Source organism: Gelidimonas denitrificans (assembly GCF_055694065.1).
In genome coordinates this window covers 2893042-2908582 of the sequence record NZ_CM146350.1, presented here as the reverse complement: position 1 = coordinate 2908582, position 15541 = coordinate 2893042, and the positions used below count along the sequence as shown (strand labels likewise).

Here is a 15541-nt window from a genome sequence, read left to right as displayed (position 1 = left end):
GATGACGATGCGAACCCAAAACAGAATCCGCAAGCCATTGTCGCTGTGCATGCTGGCCTTGCTGCTGGCCGCGGCCGGACTGGCCGCTGCGGCCGACGGCGAACTGGTCGAAAACTTCGAACGTGCGAAACGTTATGAGCCGCTGTTCCAGTCGGCGCGGGCGGAACGCGAGGTGAACGTCGTCTCCTCTCAGGTATCGCGCGCTGCGCTGTATCCGGAGCTGCGGCTGAACTCGGCGCAGATGGAAACGGAAAATACGATACGGACCACGGTATCGCTCATCCAGCCGCTCATCAGCGCCGACCGCTATACCACCTTCAGGGAAGGCGAGCCGCGCGCGCTGCTCGCCGACGCCACCTATCAGGTGCGTGAACAGGAGCTGGCGCAACGCTATTTCAAGGCCGTGTCGGAACTGGTGCGGGCGCGCGAAAGCCTGGTACTCAACCAGGCCAAGCTCGACGCTTTCGATCAGCAGGCCCGGTCGGCCAAGCGCACGTTCGAGCTGGGGTCCGGCACCATTACCGATCTGCGCGACGCCCAGGTGCGGCTGGACCAGGCCCGCGCCACCGACGTTACGCTGCGCGCCGGACTGGCCGCGGCCCAGCGTCAGTTCGCGTCGATCACCGGTGCGGTTCCCGGCGTCAATGCCTTCGTGCTGGTGCGCAAAAAGCCCGCCATCTCGCTGCCGCCGCAAAACGATGCGCTGGCCCGCGTGGCGCAGGACAATCCGCAATTGATGGCGGCGCGCCAAAACGAACGGCTGGCCGAACTGGCTGTCACGCGCGCTAAAGGCGCTTTCCTGCCCACGATAAATGCGGTCGCAACCCGATCGCAGGCGGGCGGTTTGTCCAATAATTACATTGGCCTGCAATTGTCCTTAGCTTTGCAAGTCGGCAATTATTACCAGGTCTCGGGCGCGCTGGCGAACGCGGAACGCTTTAGCGAGCAGACCAGGGATATAGAACATCGCACCAGGCTGGATGCCGAGCGGCTGCGGGAACTGGTGGCGGCGGGGCAAGCGGAAATAGCAATCCGGCTGGAAGGCATCGAGTCCGCCGAACTCAGCGTCGAAGCGACCGAAAAGAGTTTTCGCGGCGGCGTGCGCAACAAGCTCGACGTGATCAACAGCATCCAGACGCTGTACCAGACCAAGGATGAATATTTGAACGCGGTGTTGACGCTGGCCGAAAATCTGCTGAACCTGCATATTCAGCTGGCCACGCCCATCCCTGAATCGTTCAGCCAGATCGAGTCGATCATGTTTGCGCCGGCCTGATCCATCGTGACGCAATAAGCCGCCGGCCGATCCGATCGCGCAGTTAAAAAAATGCGAAAGACATTCATAATGTCTTTCGCATTTTTTTAATACTGCAATCTGTATATTTTATTGCCGCATATTATATATGCGGCAAAGGCAGTGTTTTTTAATATACCACTGCATTTATTCTAATGTGGTAATCAGGATGCAGCATCAGGATGCAGCGCCCATTTGTGATTGCTGGTAGTTTTGCAGGCCGACTTTCTCGATCAGGTCGATCTGCGTTTCTATCCAGTCGATATGCTCTTCGGTGTCATCCAGGATCAGCAGAAACAGGTCGCGCGAAACGTAATCGGCGGCGGTTTCGGCGATGGCAATGCCTTCCTTGACGGTTTTTTGCGCGCCGTATTCCAGCGTCAGGTCGCACTTCAGCATCTCGGGCGTGTTCTCGCCGATCATGATCTTGTGCATCAGCTGCACGTTCGGCAAGCCGTCCAGCATCAGGATGCGGTCGATCAGCTTATCGGCGTGCTTCATTTCGCCGATCGACTCTTCGTATTCCTTCTTGCCGAGTTTTTCCAGTCCCCAGTGCTTGTACATGCGCGCATGCAGAAAATACTGGTTGATGGCGGTGAGTTCATTGGTCAGTTGTGCATTGAGCAACTTGATGACGTTTTTGTCGCCTTTCATGGGGGCCTCGTAGGTGATGGGTGATGTGAAGGAATCGGCTTGGCTGGCAGCAGTGCTGGCTAATGCCTGGGTGGACTTCGGATAATAACTTAGCACGCCTGTTTTCACACCATGCGTATTTTGTTGGCCGAAATGCTTCAAATTGAAAGCGCATTGACTGCGCTGCGACAGTCTGCCAGCGCGACTAGCCGCGCCGTTGATCATTTCCGGCAGGCGCGAGAGCGCCTGCTCCAAGCCGCCGTCATGATGGCTCAGACGAATTCCCGGACCTTCGGCCGCTGCGCGGTATTGGGCCAACAGCGCGATGCGCCCGCCCACGCAGAGCACAGCTTGCGACGCCGCGCAGCCATTGCGGCTTCCAGGCCAGCGTGAATGTCACCGCCAGGACGCAGGCGCCCAGCAGCAGCAGCCACAACAGGACGCCGAAGCTCGTGCCATTGCCAGACAGGCACAGCGCGCAACCGAGCGCAAGGCCGGCGCCGGCAAACCAGCGCCAGCGCCGCAATGACGCAGCAGATGGGTGCGGCAGCCCCAAGCTGCGGGTGACACTGTGCCAATGCTGCTCTTGTGCGAGGGCCAGTAGCGCGAAAGAAAAATAGGAGACGGCAAACGCAGCGGCCGTCAGTAACGCATCAGCCATGCGTGCGCTCCCCGGGGATTGAGACGGCTGGTCCGATTGGCGCGGCAAATTCACGCGCGCGCTGCCCCAGCCGGCGCGCTGCCGCCACGGCAAGCATGGCCGCCGCCAGCAGCATCAGATCCATGCCGGCCACTGCCCAGCGCCGTGTCGCGAGAGCATGCGCGAGATGGTCGCCGGTGGTAAGCCAGTTCAGCAGCACGGCCAGCACCGACAGCCCGGCAATCATCCATGCCTGCTCGCGCCAGGCCCGGCCAGGGCGCAACCACGCATGCGCAAAGGCGGCGATCCACATCAGGTAGAAGGCCCAGATTTCAAGCCCGGCCCGCTCCACGCCGGCAAACGAGGCAGGCAATGGCAGCAGCCTGTTGGCAATGAAGAAGGTCAGCGTGGCAAGCATGATGCCGGTGACGCTGCCAATTGCCAGCCCTTCCACCAGTCGCACGCCGGCCAGCCCCTTCTTCGCGTGCTGCGCGCGGCGCGTCTCCAGCCAGAAAATAAACCCGGTGGCGATCATCACGCAGCCGGACAAGCCTGCGAGGAAATACAGCCAGCGCAGCGCCCAGTGCTCGAACTGAATGAAATGCAGGCCCGAGATGAAACGCTGCACCGTCATCACCGGCGCCGCCTCGAAGTGATGCAAAACCTTTCCGCTCGCCGCATCGAAGTAGATCTGATCCAGGTTCATCGTAATGTCGCGAGCGTAGGAGCGGCGCAGCTCGACATAACTGTTGGCATCCCCCGGATGCCATACACGCACGAAGTAGGGCGGCCCTCCCGCCCACTCGCGCTCGGCGCGTTCCACCATCGCGTCCAGCGAAGCGAGCGTTCCCGGCGTATTGGCTTTGGGCCGTGCGAAACGGCCGTAGACCTCGGTGGTGAAAGCCGCCTTGGCTTGCTTGCTGCTGTCGTATACGCCCCAGTGCGCCTGCGGAAAGTAGAGCGTAATAAAGATGATCAGCCCGGAGAGCGTGATCGCGAAATAAAACGGCAGCCCGATCACTCCGGTCAGGTTGTGCAAGTCCAGGGCGCTGCGCTGCAAGCGCTTGCTTGGCCGGAAGGTGAAGAACTGGACAAATATTTTCTTGTGGATGATCACTCCGGAAACCAGCAGCACCAGCATCGTCATCGCCGCCAGGCCCACCAGCCATTTGCCCAGATCCTGCCACTTCAGATGCAGGCCGTAGTGGAAAGGAAAGATGAAGCCGGTGCCGGCTTCGGTTCCCTGATCCGGGATGAATGCATACGTTGCCGGATCAAGCTGGCGGGCGCTGACGTTCCCTCCGCTGTCGCGGTAGGAAAACCCCAGGGTCGGCACCCGTTCAGTCGGCAGATCGGCCCGCCATTGGCTCGCTTGCGCAGGAATCGTCGCAGTGACAGCGCGCGCGATGTGGTCGAGGGAAATGCTGTGCGTGCTCGGCGTCAGCCGCGTCCCCGGCTTCATCCAGCGGTCGATCTCGCGGTCGAACACGCTCAACGTCCCCATCCAGAAGATGGCAAACAGCAGGCTGCCAAGCACCACTCCGGCCCAGGTGTGCAGCCAGACCATGGATTTCCCGAAAGTGCGTTCCATGTTTGTACCCCTAGCTCACAAAGTTCACAAAGTGCAACAGGACGGACATGGCCAGCGCGCCGGCCGCCAACGCCACCCACAGCCGCGCCACGCTGCGCACGCTGAAAGCCCACAACAGCAGCGTCAGATAAACGACAAAACCCAGCATCGCCGCCAGGACCACCGCCTCGGATCGCGCCACGCCAAGGCGGGCCATGACTGCGCCCGCCGCGGCGACCGTCAGCGCCGTCAGCGCGTAGCCGCCAAACACTGCGCCCAGCAAGCGCAGGACGAAGTTGAACGGCAGCTTCCGGTCCATGTCTTTCACGCCAGCGTTAGTGGGCGATGTCAAAAGCCGAGCGAGTAGCCCAGCGTGACCGTGCGCCCCCGTCCGGCGAAATAACGTTTGGGTTCGACCAGCGCGCTTTGCGAGTAATACGTGATGTAGTCCTTGTCGAACACGTTGGCGACCCCCAGGCGCAACTCGCCTTTTGGTAGCTTGTAATTCAAGGTGGCATCGACCAGCGTGTAACCCTTGAATTCTTTTGCGGGATCGTCGAAGGATTGATTGAACGCGTGCTGTACCTGCACGAACGATGCCAGCTTCCCGGTCCAGTTTGCGGACCATGTTGCGATCACGCGATTGGGCGCGACGTTCAGGCCGTCTAGTTTGGCGTCCAGGCTGCCGTCCTGGTTGCTGTCATATCGGCCCTTGGTGTAGGCGTAGGAGAGCTTTGCTCGGTGCGCGGGGTTGAATCGATAGCCGAGGCTGGTCTCGACGCCTTGAATGCGGGTTTTTTCCCGCGCCATCATGAATACGCCGTTGACCGGGACGATGCGAGTGCCGAAATCCGAATCCGACTTGAAGTAGCTGACTTCGAAATCGACCGGGCCTTTTCGGATGCGTGTGCCTGCCTCGACGCTTCTGGTCAGGATCGGTTCGAGATTTCGCATGTTGCTGATGCTCTGCCCCGGCGTGTTGACTGAGCGCAGCGCGCGTCCGATGTCCGGCATGCCGAACCCTTCGGAATAGCTGGTGAACAGGCTGACATCCTGGATCGGGCTGTAGACGATGCCGGCGTTGAGCAGCGCCTCATTGAACTTCAGCGTGCCGCCTTCGACCAGTACGTTTTTGTTCGCCGCCAGCGTGCGGTAGCTGGCTACCTTCAGGTCGGCATTTTCCTTGCGCACGCCGCCATGCAAGGTGACGTTGTCGAGAAGTCGATATTCACCCTGTGCGAACAAGGAGAGGTTGCGGTATTCCGATTCGGGCACATAGGTTCGCCCGGTGCCGTACAAATCCTGTTTGCCCTTGTCGAACAGCGTATCAAAACCAGTTGTCAACTTCAGACGCCCGTTCAGAAGGTCCGATTTTGTCAGACCGACCTTGCTGCCGTACTTGGATGCGACGGCCCGGGACTGATCAAAGAGCGTGCCCACTGGCGCGATCGACGCATCCTGGAATGTCGGGGAAATATCCGCTCCGAATAGCCCTTCGAATTCCTGGTTGAACAGCATGGCCGACAATTCCATGCCACCCAAGTTGAAGTGGTTGTAGCTGACGCTGGAGGTCAAAACCTTGTTCGAGGCCGGCGTGCCTTCGGGATCGCCTTCGATGGAGGTGGACGGAATTCCGAGCTGCCGATTGCCGGCGATCCCGATGTAGTTGGCCTTCGACGTGATTTTGTAGCGATTGACGGTGAATTGCAGACGCTGGTTGTCGTCGATCCAGTAGCCGAGCTTGCCAAGAACGTCGTAGCTTCGGGAATCCATCAGATCGCCCTGCGTAGTGTCGGCCCCGATCGCTCTGCCCCCGCCATCCCGGTACAAACCCTGATTGTCATAGCCGATTGAAAACAGGTAATCCAGCTTGTCCTTGCGTCCATCCACGCGATAGGTCGTCTTGTAGCTCATTACATCGGAGCCCAGGTTCGACGTCGGCATCGTGGCCTGCACATCAATATGTTGGTTGAAAGATCCTTTAGCGGGTTGCTTTGTGATGATGTTGATCGTGCCGCCGGTGGCGCCCAGGCCATTGATGGCGTTGGCGCCCTGAATCACCTCGATGCGCTCCACCATGGTGAAATCGATGGTGTGCGCCTCCCGGCCGGTAGGGCGCATCGGGTTCGATTGCGGCACGCCATCGATCAATATCAAAGGGGTGCGTCCCCGCAGCGTTTCGCCGGAGCCGTTCATCTTGCCGCGACTGGGCGTATAGGAAGGAAGAATGCTGCTCAAGACATCCGACGAGTTGTTCGAAATGGCCAGCTGCCGTTCGATTTCTTCCTTCTCGATGATGACGACCGTTTGAGGCGCCTTGTCGGCCTCAATATTCGATCGGGATGCTGAAACGACCACAGGCGGCATGAGCGTGTCCTGCGCGCCGGAATCCGGGTTTTTGACTTGGGCTTGCGATTGCTGCGCTGACAGCGCCGCTACGCTCACCATCAGCACCAGTTGGGTTTTTTTGAATGCCATGATTTGCTTTTTGTGCTTAGTTATGTGGCTGGCTGGTGCATCAAAAAGACACATGGCTGGCTATTGGAGGAGGTAAAAACGGGTAAAAACGGTGATGCGAATAGGCGATCCATTTCTAAATCAAACGCGCGCTTTGTCGGCTTCGCGTTCACGATTGATTTAGAAACGGAATAGCGGGGTGGGATGGGCGATCTCGAACGCCGTTGCGATCTACATTGCCTGTACCGCAAAAACGATCATGAGAGTGAGCGCCGTCAAGCCGATGGCGGTGCCGATCAGGCGCCGGCGATTGAGTTGCGACCATAATAAAACGCCGGTCAGCGACAGCAGGATAATGCTGCCCGCCAGCGTATCAGCCAGCAATATCCAGCCGACGCCAACGCCGGCGCCTTTGTGCAAATTGTTCAAGGTGCCGAATATATTGTGGTCATTGCGCTTGACTGTGACGAAGTTGTTGCCGACCCAGTATTCCGCCTGCATGTTGGCCTGTGAAGAACTAAAGGTGACCGACCAATGCTCCGGCTGCTGCAGCGATTTATCGCCCCATGCCACTGGCCGTGGCGGTTCACGACGCGTGCGGGTGGCAGCGCGATCGAGAGCCAGTTCATGCTGCAGCCAGTCAGCCATTTTTTTTACATTTAACGGTGCCGGGCTCGGCAGCGGTAGCTGCAACATCGTTTCCTGAACTTGTGCGGCCGGTATCTTCATGATCGCCCGGTGGTTTAGCAAGATGCCAGTCCCACCGAATAGCAGGCCGAGCGCCGCGCCCCAGAGCCCGATCCAGCCATGCGTCTTGCGCAGCCATGTCATGATCACGGACCGTCGCGAACGTGTCTTGTTCGGTGAACGCGGCGGAAGTGGCGGAGGTGGGGTTGCGCCGATATCAATCGGATTCTCCTGGAGGGCGAGGTGCGGGTTGATGGACGATGCCTTTGTCATGGCGCGCTCCACATGCGCAACAAGTTGTGATAACAGCCGGTGAGTTGCACGATTGCGCGCGCATCGGCGGCAGTCTGGTTAAGGCGCTGGATTGCAGTATCGATATCGAACAACATGGTGCGTTGCGCGTCATCGCGAATCAGGCTCTGGACCCAGAAGAACGACGCGATGCGCACGCCGCGTGTGACCGGGGAAACCCGATGCAGGCTGGTCGCCGGGTAGACGATCATGTGGCCAGCCGGCAATTTGGCCGAATGCACGCCGTAGGTGTCTTCGATCAATAATTCGCCGCCATCGTATTCGTCCGGATCGGCCAGGAACAGCGTGGCCGAAACATCGGTGCGGATTTTGCGTCCGCTGCCCGGAAGCAATCGCACCGCATTATCGATATGGTCGCCGAAATGCCGGCCGCCATCGTAGCGGTTGAAGAGCGGCGGATAGACTTCAGACGGCAACACGGCGCTGATGAACAATGGATTGCGCTCCAGCGCGCCCAGAATCAGATCGCCCAGCGCACGGGCGGCGGGCGCGTCTTCCGGCAGCTGCAAATTGTCCTTGACCCTGCTGCCCTGATAGCCGGCGGTGATGCGTCCATCGACCCAGTCGGCGGCGTTCAGGACAGCGCGGCAGTGCGCAATTTGCTCCGGGCTTAAAACATCGGGGATGGTGAGCAACATGGGATGAATCCTGGTGAACCGACCTTGTGAATAAACCTTAAAATGATTGCGTCCGCTATGGGGACGCAATCAGATAAAAGCGGCTAATGCATTAGAAGCGATACGCCACCGTTACGATCGCCGATCGACCTCTTACCGGGGTAGCCCTGCCACCGGACGCGGTCTCAAAATATTTTTCATCAGTCAGATTTTGCAGGTTCAAGCGGATGTCGTAACTCTTTTGTTTGTACGCTAGCGTTGCGTCGTATCGGGTGTAGCCATCGACCAGCGCAGTTTCAAAATTGTTCACGTATCGCTTGGAGGAATACACCACGCCGCCGCCCGCTTCCCAGTTGCCGAGGAAGCTGTAGGTGCTCCATAGCGCCACGCTGTGACGCGGCGTATTTTGCAGCGTCTTGCCTTCGGCGCGGATGCCAAGATCGACACCGGTTCCTGTGTCGCGTGATTTGAGCACTTTGCCATCGAGCAGCGTGTAGCCCGCCAATACTTGCCAGGCGGGCGTAATGCGCCCAACCACACCCAGTTCAACACCCTGGACGCGGACATCGCCGTCCAGCGACACAATGCCCGTCAGCGCATCGGTGGTGCGCGCATTGGTTTTCTCGACATGAAATAGCGCCGTATTGAATGACAAGTTGCCGCCCAGGAAATCCAGTTTGGCGCCCACTTCAAACGAGCGATTTTTCTCCGGAGCTACATTGGCGGTTGTCGACGATTGTGTGACCGCTTCCGCCGAAGGGTTGAACGAAGTGCCGTAGGAGACGTAGTAAGACTGCGCTTCGTTGGGCTGGTAGATCACGCCGGCGCGGTTGCTCAACATCGTATCGGTTTGAGGCGCAGAAAGCAGTGTGGTGTCAGCAGCAAATCCCGCTGGCAGCGCGAATTTCTGTAATGTCGTGCCAACCTTGTAGCGATCCCAGCGCAGACCGCCCACCAACTTCCAGTGTTCGTTCAGGTCGATTTGATCGTTGATGTAGACGGCCAATGTGTCGGCAGTGGTTTCGACTGTGCGGCTAAGTGCGCGCGCACCTTGACGGGTACCGTTGACCGGGTTGCCGAGGTTGATCGGCACATTGGTCGGATTCCAGGCAAAGCGATCTTCATGATATTCATCACGGCCGATTTCAAGGCCGGTGGTCAGCGTATGCAATACCGAATCCGTCTGAATTTTGGCGATCAGATCGGTTTGATTGAAGAGGGATTTATCGCCCAGATGGCGGTCGCGATCCTGGCGCGGTGCATTGAGCAGCGATAACGGATCGCCGAGCGTCGGGGTGCCGCCGCCGATGCGGGTGACGGCGCCCAACGGCGACGGTGACGCGTCGATTGCATATTGGCTGTACTGGGTTTGGTTGCGCAGGGTGATATTCGGGCTGATTTTGTGCCGGATGGTGGCGCTGGCGACATTCACCGATTGATCGAAGATGTCGTCGGTGTAGCCGTAAAAGCGATTGGCCGGCGCGTCTACCGGCTTGCGCACGGTGCCGGCGCCATTCGTGGTCACGAACGGAAAGCCGTAATCGGGTATGTCGCTATTGCGCTGAAACAATCCCGATAGCGTCACTTCGGTCGGCGTGCCGATCCCAAAGCGCAATGACGGCGCGACGCCCCAATCCTTGTTGTGCACGACATCTCGGGTGGATTGCGTGTCTTGCCCAAATGCCTCGATGCGAAATGCCGAAGTCTCCGACAACGGACGATTCAGACCCACTGCGGTGCGATAGGTATCGTCGGTGCCGACGCTGACGCTGACTTCGCTGGATGCTGTCAGGTTGGGTTTTTTGCTGACTTGGTTGATCACGCCGCCAGTAGAGCCGCGGCCGAACAGCATGGATGACGGCCCCTTCAATACTTCCACCGCCTCAATCGAGAAAGTATCGCGCGTGTATTGGCCGCGATCCCGGAAGCCATCCAGGAACACATCGGTGCGTGCCGAGAATCCGCGCAAATTGATGTTGTCGCCGATCGCGCCGCCTTCGCCGGCTGAAATCGTGATTCCGGGCACGTTGCGTAGCGCCTCGGTCATCGAGGTTGCCGCCTGCTCATTGAGTACTGCGCGGTTGATGACGGTGACCGATTGCGCAATGTCGCGCAGGAGCGTCGGCGTCTTGCCGCCTATTGTCGAGACGCTCGGTGCGTAATCGTCGTTGTTTTTATTGTCGCTGACGGTCACTTCCGGCAGTTGCTCCGCCTCGACCTTGGAGTTGCTGGTGGTCGACGGTACGGGGCCGGGTGTTTGTGCGAAAGCAGGGGTGTACAGTTGTTGCAGTGCCAGTGCCACTAATAGCGCAGGGCGAGTTTTGATAAAAGCCATCATGCCTCCTTACCGGTAAAAGGTGGCTGGCTGATGTCTCACTAAGACACGTGGCTGGCTTCCATATGGGTTGAAAATCTAATAAGACTTACGCAAAATACTGTCGCCTCCCAAGAGTGCAGTGCGTAAATCATGTTCTCTGCGATCGTTGCACTGCATATTGCAATTGCACTGGATTATTTCGCCTGCGGTTCTGTGATGAAGCCGATTTTGCTCAAGCCGCCGGACTGCGCCGCCGCCATCACTTGCGCTACTTTTTCGTACTGCGTGGTGCGTTCGGCGCGCAGATGCAGCTCAGGCTGCGGCGTTTTTTGCGCTGCCGCAGCGATGTGGGTTTGCAACTGGGCCGGGCCCACGATCTCATTATTCCAATGCACCGTGCCCGCAGCATCAATGGCCAGATTGATGTTCTCCGGTTTGACCAGATCGGGCTGGTTGGTGGCACGCGGCAAGTCGATCTTGACGCTGTGGTTCATCGCCGGAATCGTGATGATGAAGATGATCAACAGCACTAGCATCACATCCACCAGCGGCGTGGTGTTGATTTCCGGATTGAAGTCGTCGTCCGCGTCCGACAGGGAGCCGATCGCCATCACGCCTCCTTGATCAGGTTCAGTTCGGCGTCGTTGGCCGGGCTGCCGGAGCGCGCGCCGGTGACGAAGAGTGCATGCAGGTCGAAGCCGAATTTGTTCAATTTGGCGATGGTGGCCTTGTTGCCGCGCACCAGCGCGTTATAGCCGAAGGTGGCCGGGATCGCCACCGCCAGCCCGAGCGCGGTCATGATCAGCGCCTCGCCGACCGGGCCGGCCACCTTGTCGATGCTGGATTGCCCCGAGGTGCCGATGGCTACCAGTGCGTGATAAATGCCCCATACCGTGCCGAACAGGCCGACGAATGGCGCTGTCGAGCCGACCGAAGCCATCACCGCCATGCCGGCTTGCAACTTGCCGGATGCTTCGTCGATGGCTTGGCGCAAGGACAGCGTGACCCAGTCGCTCATTGACAGCTGATCGTGCAGATGGCCCTTGTGTGCATTGTGGTGGCGCATCGCTTCTTCACCGCTCTGGGCAATGTCGGCGTAGGGGTTGGCGCTGCCGAGCAAAGCGACGCCTTCAGATAATGTGGTGGTGTCCCAGAATGCGTGTCCGGCAGCTTGCGCCGCGTGGCGGAAGCGCCATAGCTGCCATGCCTTGGTGACGATCACATACCAGGATGCGATCGACATCGCGAGCAGCAGAAAGGCGACGCCTTTGGTGACGATATCGCCCTGGGTCCAGAGACTTTCCAATCCGTAGGGGCTGGCTTGCATAGTGTTTCCTTTTGATAAGCGTTGATTGTTTAATTATTCAATTATTTAATAATTTAATAATTTAATTATTTAATTGAAATTTGATCGGCACGATTGCGTACACGGCGACGGCTTGGCCGTTATCGATGTGCGGCCGGAACAACGCGCCCAGTACGGCTTGTCTGCCGGCCTCATCCAGGCGCGGGATGCCGGAAGATTGCTGTACGTCCACTTGCTGCGGACGCCCTTTGTCATTGATCAGCACGCGCAGGATGACCCGGCCTTCCTCGCCCATGCGGCGCGAGATTGGCGGATATTTCGGTTGCGGCGGCTGCAGGTATTCGACCCCGGATGAAATGGTTTTCGGTGGCGCCGGCGCTGCGGGCGCAGATGGTGCCGTTGGCGCCTCTGCGACGCTCGGCACCGCGACCTCGGCCGGCGGGCTGGGCGTTTGCGGCGCGGCAGTGATCGCTTGCGGCGACGGCGTCATTTTGACGGGTGGCGCGGGGCGCGGTGCAATCGATTTTTTCACGATGGGCACGGTTTTCGGCGGCGCTGGCTGTGGTTTCGGCGGAGCCGGTGCGGGCGGCTGGTCGGGCGTGATGAAGGAGGCGAACACTTCCTTCGTCGGCAGCGCTTGCACCGCCTGTTTCAGCAAGCCGCTTTGCAGCGCGTAAAAGAAACCGATATGCAGCAGGATAATCAGGCCGAGCGGTCCGATACGCCGGACCTGCTGACGTATTGCTGTTGTTGCCATTGCGTGCATCCGATGCCCTTATGCAGCCAGCGCAAGCGCTTGAAAGACTAGCGTTTGCGGCTGGCGTGTCGGGGTGCTCAGGCATTCGCGCAGGATTTCTCTGGCGCAGCCATGGCATTTGCCGCAACAGGTCGCGACCTCGAGTTCCTTGCGCAGCGCGGACATCGAGGTCAGGCCGGAATCGACCGCCTGACGAATTTTGCGATCGGAAACGTTGTTGCAGAGACAGACAATCATTGATGCACCTTTCGCATTTCAGTGGGCTAAATATTGCCGATGGGATGTTTTAAAGTTCATGTGAAACGCGCTCCTAGCAGCAGTTTGCTAAACCGTTTGAACTTGTCCGGCTGGGGCAGAGTGCGTTCGACCACGGTCTCCCATTGTTCGGATAATTGCAGGCAGGTGGCGCGCAGGATCGGGGCCAACTCAGGCAATGCGGCCAGCGCTTTCAGATGCCGTTCTATGACGGAGGCCAGTTTGACGCAGCCGCCGCCTGCGGTGTAGTGCGACATCAGGTGCAGCGTGGCCGAGACCAGCAACTCCGGTTGCGCGGGCGCAGCATTCGGTTCGTATAGCGCGGAATTCAGTGTGTCGATTGCCATCAAATTCTCCTGGTTTAGGTTGGTTCGGCTGGCTACCTGGTTGCGGTCGGCTGGCTGGAGTGGTGCTGCTTTGGTCATGCCCGTGTGCCATTCAGGCGTTCAGAATCAGCTTATTCAGTTGTGTCAGGCGCAAGCGATAAATGCGTCCTTCATGCTCGATTTCGACTTCACGCGCTTGCTGGAACAAGTCCTGGCTCTTGATGCGCACAATGGGTGTGTCACTTGCATCTGCTGTGCGCACTTTTTCGAGTCCGGAATTCTTCTGGTGTTGCGCTGCACGGGTCATAATCTTGCCTTAATCAAATGAGAACAATTCGCATTCACGTTCGAATTATTATTCATTTAAAGAAGGTTGGCAAGCGGTTTTCCGGATTTTTCTGCGCGAACCAGCGACAAGCGTGATTGCGCAACAACAATATGTGCGCTTTGGGCAGGGGATGACATCAGGGGAGGGCTGCTGCAGACATGGAATCATGCCTGCCAATCGGGTGTTTCTGAATACGGCGGCGGGTTAGGCTAAGTGGTGGAAATTAAAAATACATATGCATGTATTTTTACTATACGCAATGTAATACTGCGGTAACGGCAGTGTTTTTCAATATACTCCACAAAAAATTCAGAGTAATTATGATGGGCCGCATTTGCGCAGCATATTGCGTTGTATGTTTTTCCAGCAAAAAAAGGCGCACGCATGAATGCGTGCGCCTTTTTTCTGCTTTAAATTTTATTCGGCTTGATCAACCTGAACCGAGGCGTCGATGATGCCGCCGCCCAGACAGATGTCGCCATCGTACAAGACCGCAGATTGCCCTGGCGTGACCGCCCATTGCGCCTGGTCGAATTGCAGCGAAAACGCATCGGAACCCATACTCCCAAGAACGCAGCCCATGTCCGCTTGCCGATAGCGCGTCTTGGCGGAATACTGCCCCGATTTTGGCGTGTCACCAGAGATCCAGCTGGCCTGATCGGCTGACAGCGAGGACGACAGCAGCCACGGATGATCGTGCCCCTGCACCACATACAAAGTGTTGTTGGCGATATCTTTGCGGGCCACATACCAGGCATCGCTACTGCCATCGGCATTTTGGTGCGACTTGATGCCGCCGATGCCGATGCCCTTGCGCTGGCCCAGCGTGTAAAAGCTCAGGCCGACGTGCTGGCCCACCACTTCGCCGTCCGGGGTTTTCATCGGGCCATGTTGATAGGATAGATAGCGGTTCAGGAATTCGCGGAACGGACGCTCGCCGATGAAGCAGATGCCGGTGGAATCCTTCTTTTTCGCGTTCGGCAAGCCGATCTGTTCGGCGATCTTGCGCACCTCGGTCTTGTGGATTTCACCCAGCGGAAACAGGGTATTGGCCAGTTGCGCCTGATTCAGACGATGCAGGAAATAGCTTTGATCCTTGCTGGCGTCGAGCGCTTTCAGCAATTGAAAACTGCCATTCATCTCACGCACGCGGGCATAGTGGCCGGTGGCAATATAGTCTGCGCCCAGCTTCATCGCATGGTCGAGGAAGGCTTTGAACTTGATTTCGGCGTTGCACAGCACGTCCGGGTTGGGCGTGCGGCCAGCCTGATATTCGCGCAAGAAGTCGGCAAACACCCGGTCCTTGTATTCGGCGGCGAAGTTGACGGCCTCGATATCGATGCCCACCACGTCGGCCACGCTGACCGCATCGATCCAGTCTTCGCGGGTTGAGCAATATTCGGAATCGTCATCGTCTTCCCAGTTCTTCATGAACAGGCCGATGACTTCATAACCTTGCTGTTTCAGCAGCCAGGCCGAAACCGAGGAATCGACGCCGCCGGACAAACCAATCACGACTTTTTTCTTAGCCATGCGGCACCTCGAAAATCGAGGCGTGGGTGTGCAACAGCGACAGCGGAGCCCGAATCCCTGCCAGATAATCGTCCACGCAGCGCAACACCAGCGGGCTGCGGTGGGTGGCTTGGCACGCCACGATTTCTTCGTAGGTCATCCAGAGCGCGCGCAGGATGCCGGTATCGAGCGCTTGCTGGTGTTGTTTGCCGACTTCGCCGGTGAATGTGAAGCGCAGATACGTTACGTCGCACTTGGTGCGCGCAGATACGGTGCGCGACATGTACATGCCGATCAGCGCCGTGGGCGTGAAATCGTGCGCGGTTTCTTCCAGCGTCTCGCGCACCACCGCTTGTTCGAGCGATTCCTGCGGCTCCAGATGGCCGGCTGGCTGGTTGAAACGTATGCCGTCGCTGGTTTCTTCTTCCACCAGCAAAAAGCGGCCCTGCCGTTCGATCACAGCGGCGACCGTGACCGAAGGTTTCCAGATGTCAGTCATAATTTTCCTTGAGTGTGGCGGCATTTTACCG

General features: G+C 58.3%; 17 protein-coding genes. 1 reads left to right on the top strand and 16 read right to left on the bottom strand.

The window, feature by feature from the left end:
* The first annotated feature begins 1 nt into the window (after position 1).
* Positions 2-1276, top strand: a complete 1275-nt coding sequence (locus tag FKCLFG_RS13580; RefSeq protein WP_472613606.1) for a TolC family protein — start codon at positions 2-4, stop codon at positions 1274-1276.
* A gap of 195 nt (positions 1277-1471) precedes the next feature.
* Here FKCLFG_RS13580 and bfr read toward each other — a convergent pair whose 3' ends face one another.
* From bfr to FKCLFG_RS13500, 16 genes are all read right to left on the bottom strand, one after another.
* Positions 1472-1948, bottom strand: coding sequence for a bacterioferritin (gene bfr, locus FKCLFG_RS13575; protein WP_472615865.1), 477 nt, complete (start codon positions 1946-1948; stop codon positions 1472-1474).
* 241 nt (positions 1949-2189) lie between these two features.
* Positions 2190-2588 (bottom strand): DUF3325 domain-containing protein, encoded by a 399-nt coding sequence (locus FKCLFG_RS13570; RefSeq protein WP_472613605.1) that lies wholly within the window; start codon positions 2586-2588, stop codon positions 2190-2192.
* Positions 2581-4158: a PepSY-associated TM helix domain-containing protein gene (locus FKCLFG_RS13565; RefSeq protein ID WP_472613604.1), complete on the bottom strand. Its 1578-nt coding sequence runs from the start codon at positions 4156-4158 to the stop codon at positions 2581-2583. Before FKCLFG_RS13565 ends, FKCLFG_RS13570 begins: the two co-directional genes overlap by 8 nt.
* 10 nt (positions 4159-4168) lie before the next feature.
* Positions 4169-4489, bottom strand: coding sequence for an iron uptake protein (locus FKCLFG_RS13560; RefSeq protein ID WP_472613603.1), 321 nt, complete (start codon positions 4487-4489; stop codon positions 4169-4171).
* The gene (locus FKCLFG_RS13555) at positions 4486-6615 is read right to left on the bottom strand and encodes a TonB-dependent receptor (protein ID WP_472613602.1); all 2130 of its coding nucleotides are present in this window, start codon (positions 6613-6615) and stop codon (positions 4486-4488) included. Before FKCLFG_RS13555 ends, FKCLFG_RS13560 begins: the two co-directional genes overlap by 4 nt.
* Positions 6616-6825: 210 nt before the next feature.
* The gene (locus FKCLFG_RS13550) at positions 6826-7554 is read right to left on the bottom strand and encodes a PepSY-associated TM helix domain-containing protein (RefSeq protein WP_472613601.1); all 729 of its coding nucleotides are present in this window, start codon (positions 7552-7554) and stop codon (positions 6826-6828) included.
* On the bottom strand, positions 7551-8231 hold the full coding sequence (locus FKCLFG_RS13545) for a Fe2+-dependent dioxygenase (RefSeq protein ID WP_472613600.1): 681 nt from the start codon (positions 8229-8231) through the stop codon (positions 7551-7553). Before FKCLFG_RS13545 ends, FKCLFG_RS13550 begins: the two co-directional genes overlap by 4 nt.
* Before the next feature lie 91 nt (positions 8232-8322).
* Entirely contained in the window at positions 8323-10545 is a 2223-nt protein-coding gene (locus FKCLFG_RS13540; protein WP_472613599.1) for a TonB-dependent receptor, read from the bottom strand.
* Positions 10546-10721: 176 nt separating this feature from the next.
* Positions 10722-11138: an ExbD/TolR family protein gene (locus FKCLFG_RS13535; protein WP_472613598.1), complete on the bottom strand. Its 417-nt coding sequence runs from the start codon at positions 11136-11138 to the stop codon at positions 10722-10724.
* Positions 11138-11854 carry a MotA/TolQ/ExbB proton channel family protein gene (locus FKCLFG_RS13530; RefSeq protein ID WP_472613597.1) on the bottom strand — a complete coding sequence of 239 codons (717 nt, stop codon included), beginning with the start codon at positions 11852-11854 and terminating at the stop codon, positions 11138-11140. The genes FKCLFG_RS13535 and FKCLFG_RS13530 overlap by 1 nt, the downstream gene beginning before the upstream one ends.
* Positions 11855-11915: 61 nt before the next feature.
* The gene (locus tag FKCLFG_RS13525) at positions 11916-12590 is read right to left on the bottom strand and encodes an energy transducer TonB (RefSeq protein WP_472613596.1); all 675 of its coding nucleotides are present in this window, start codon (positions 12588-12590) and stop codon (positions 11916-11918) included.
* A gap of 18 nt (positions 12591-12608) precedes the next feature.
* A complete protein-coding gene (locus FKCLFG_RS13520) occupies positions 12609-12827 on the bottom strand; it encodes a (2Fe-2S)-binding protein (protein WP_472613595.1) in 219 nt (72 codons plus the stop codon).
* Between the two features lie 56 nt (positions 12828-12883).
* The gene (locus FKCLFG_RS13515; protein WP_472613594.1) at positions 12884-13192 is read right to left on the bottom strand and encodes a hypothetical protein; all 309 of its coding nucleotides are present in this window, start codon (positions 13190-13192) and stop codon (positions 12884-12886) included.
* Positions 13193-13283: 91 nt separating this feature from the next.
* Positions 13284-13478, bottom strand: coding sequence for a hemin uptake protein HemP (gene hemP / locus FKCLFG_RS13510; RefSeq protein WP_472613593.1), 195 nt, complete (start codon positions 13476-13478; stop codon positions 13284-13286).
* Positions 13479-13916: 438 nt separating this feature from the next.
* Positions 13917-15032 carry a tRNA 2-thiouridine(34) synthase MnmA gene (gene mnmA, locus FKCLFG_RS13505; RefSeq protein WP_472613592.1) on the bottom strand — a complete coding sequence of 372 codons (1116 nt, stop codon included), beginning with the start codon at positions 15030-15032 and terminating at the stop codon, positions 13917-13919.
* Complete coding sequence (locus tag FKCLFG_RS13500; protein ID WP_472613591.1) at positions 15025-15510, bottom strand: NUDIX hydrolase; 486 nt, start codon at positions 15508-15510, stop codon at positions 15025-15027. The genes mnmA and FKCLFG_RS13500 overlap by 8 nt, the downstream gene beginning before the upstream one ends.
* Positions 15511-15541: the final 31 nt, after the last annotated feature.

Coding starts and splice junctions, on each gene's coding strand:
- mnmA (WP_472613592.1), bottom strand. CDS start 15,032: ATGGCTAAGAAAAAAGTCGTGATTGGTTTGTCCGGCGGCGTCGATTCC.
- FKCLFG_RS13545 (WP_472613600.1), bottom strand. CDS start 8,231: ATGTTGCTCACCATCCCCGATGTTTTAAGCCCGGAGCAAATTGCGCAC.
- FKCLFG_RS13580 (WP_472613606.1), top strand. CDS start 2: ATGACGATGCGAACCCAAAACAGAATCCGCAAGCCATTGTCGCTGTGC.
- hemP (WP_472613593.1), bottom strand. CDS start 13,478: ATGACCCGTGCAGCGCAACACCAGAAGAATTCCGGACTCGAAAAAGTG.
- FKCLFG_RS13520 (WP_472613595.1), bottom strand. CDS start 12,827: ATGATTGTCTGTCTCTGCAACAACGTTTCCGATCGCAAAATTCGTCAG.
- FKCLFG_RS13525 (WP_472613596.1), bottom strand. CDS start 12,590: ATGGCAACAACAGCAATACGTCAGCAGGTCCGGCGTATCGGACCGCTC.
- FKCLFG_RS13540 (WP_472613599.1), bottom strand. CDS start 10,545: ATGGCTTTTATCAAAACTCGCCCTGCGCTATTAGTGGCACTGGCACTG.
- FKCLFG_RS13565 (WP_472613604.1), bottom strand. CDS start 4,158: ATGGAACGCACTTTCGGGAAATCCATGGTCTGGCTGCACACCTGGGCC.
- bfr (WP_472615865.1), bottom strand. CDS start 1,948: ATGAAAGGCGACAAAAACGTCATCAAGTTGCTCAATGCACAACTGACC.
- FKCLFG_RS13570 (WP_472613605.1), bottom strand. CDS start 2,588: ATGGCTGATGCGTTACTGACGGCCGCTGCGTTTGCCGTCTCCTATTTT.
- FKCLFG_RS13550 (WP_472613601.1), bottom strand. CDS start 7,554: ATGACAAAGGCATCGTCCATCAACCCGCACCTCGCCCTCCAGGAGAAT.
- FKCLFG_RS13515 (WP_472613594.1), bottom strand. CDS start 13,192: ATGGCAATCGACACACTGAATTCCGCGCTATACGAACCGAATGCTGCG.
- FKCLFG_RS13555 (WP_472613602.1), bottom strand. CDS start 6,615: ATGGCATTCAAAAAAACCCAACTGGTGCTGATGGTGAGCGTAGCGGCG.
- FKCLFG_RS13535 (WP_472613598.1), bottom strand. CDS start 11,138: ATGGCGATCGGCTCCCTGTCGGACGCGGACGACGACTTCAATCCGGAA.
- FKCLFG_RS13530 (WP_472613597.1), bottom strand. CDS start 11,854: ATGCAAGCCAGCCCCTACGGATTGGAAAGTCTCTGGACCCAGGGCGAT.
- FKCLFG_RS13500 (WP_472613591.1), bottom strand. CDS start 15,510: ATGACTGACATCTGGAAACCTTCGGTCACGGTCGCCGCTGTGATCGAA.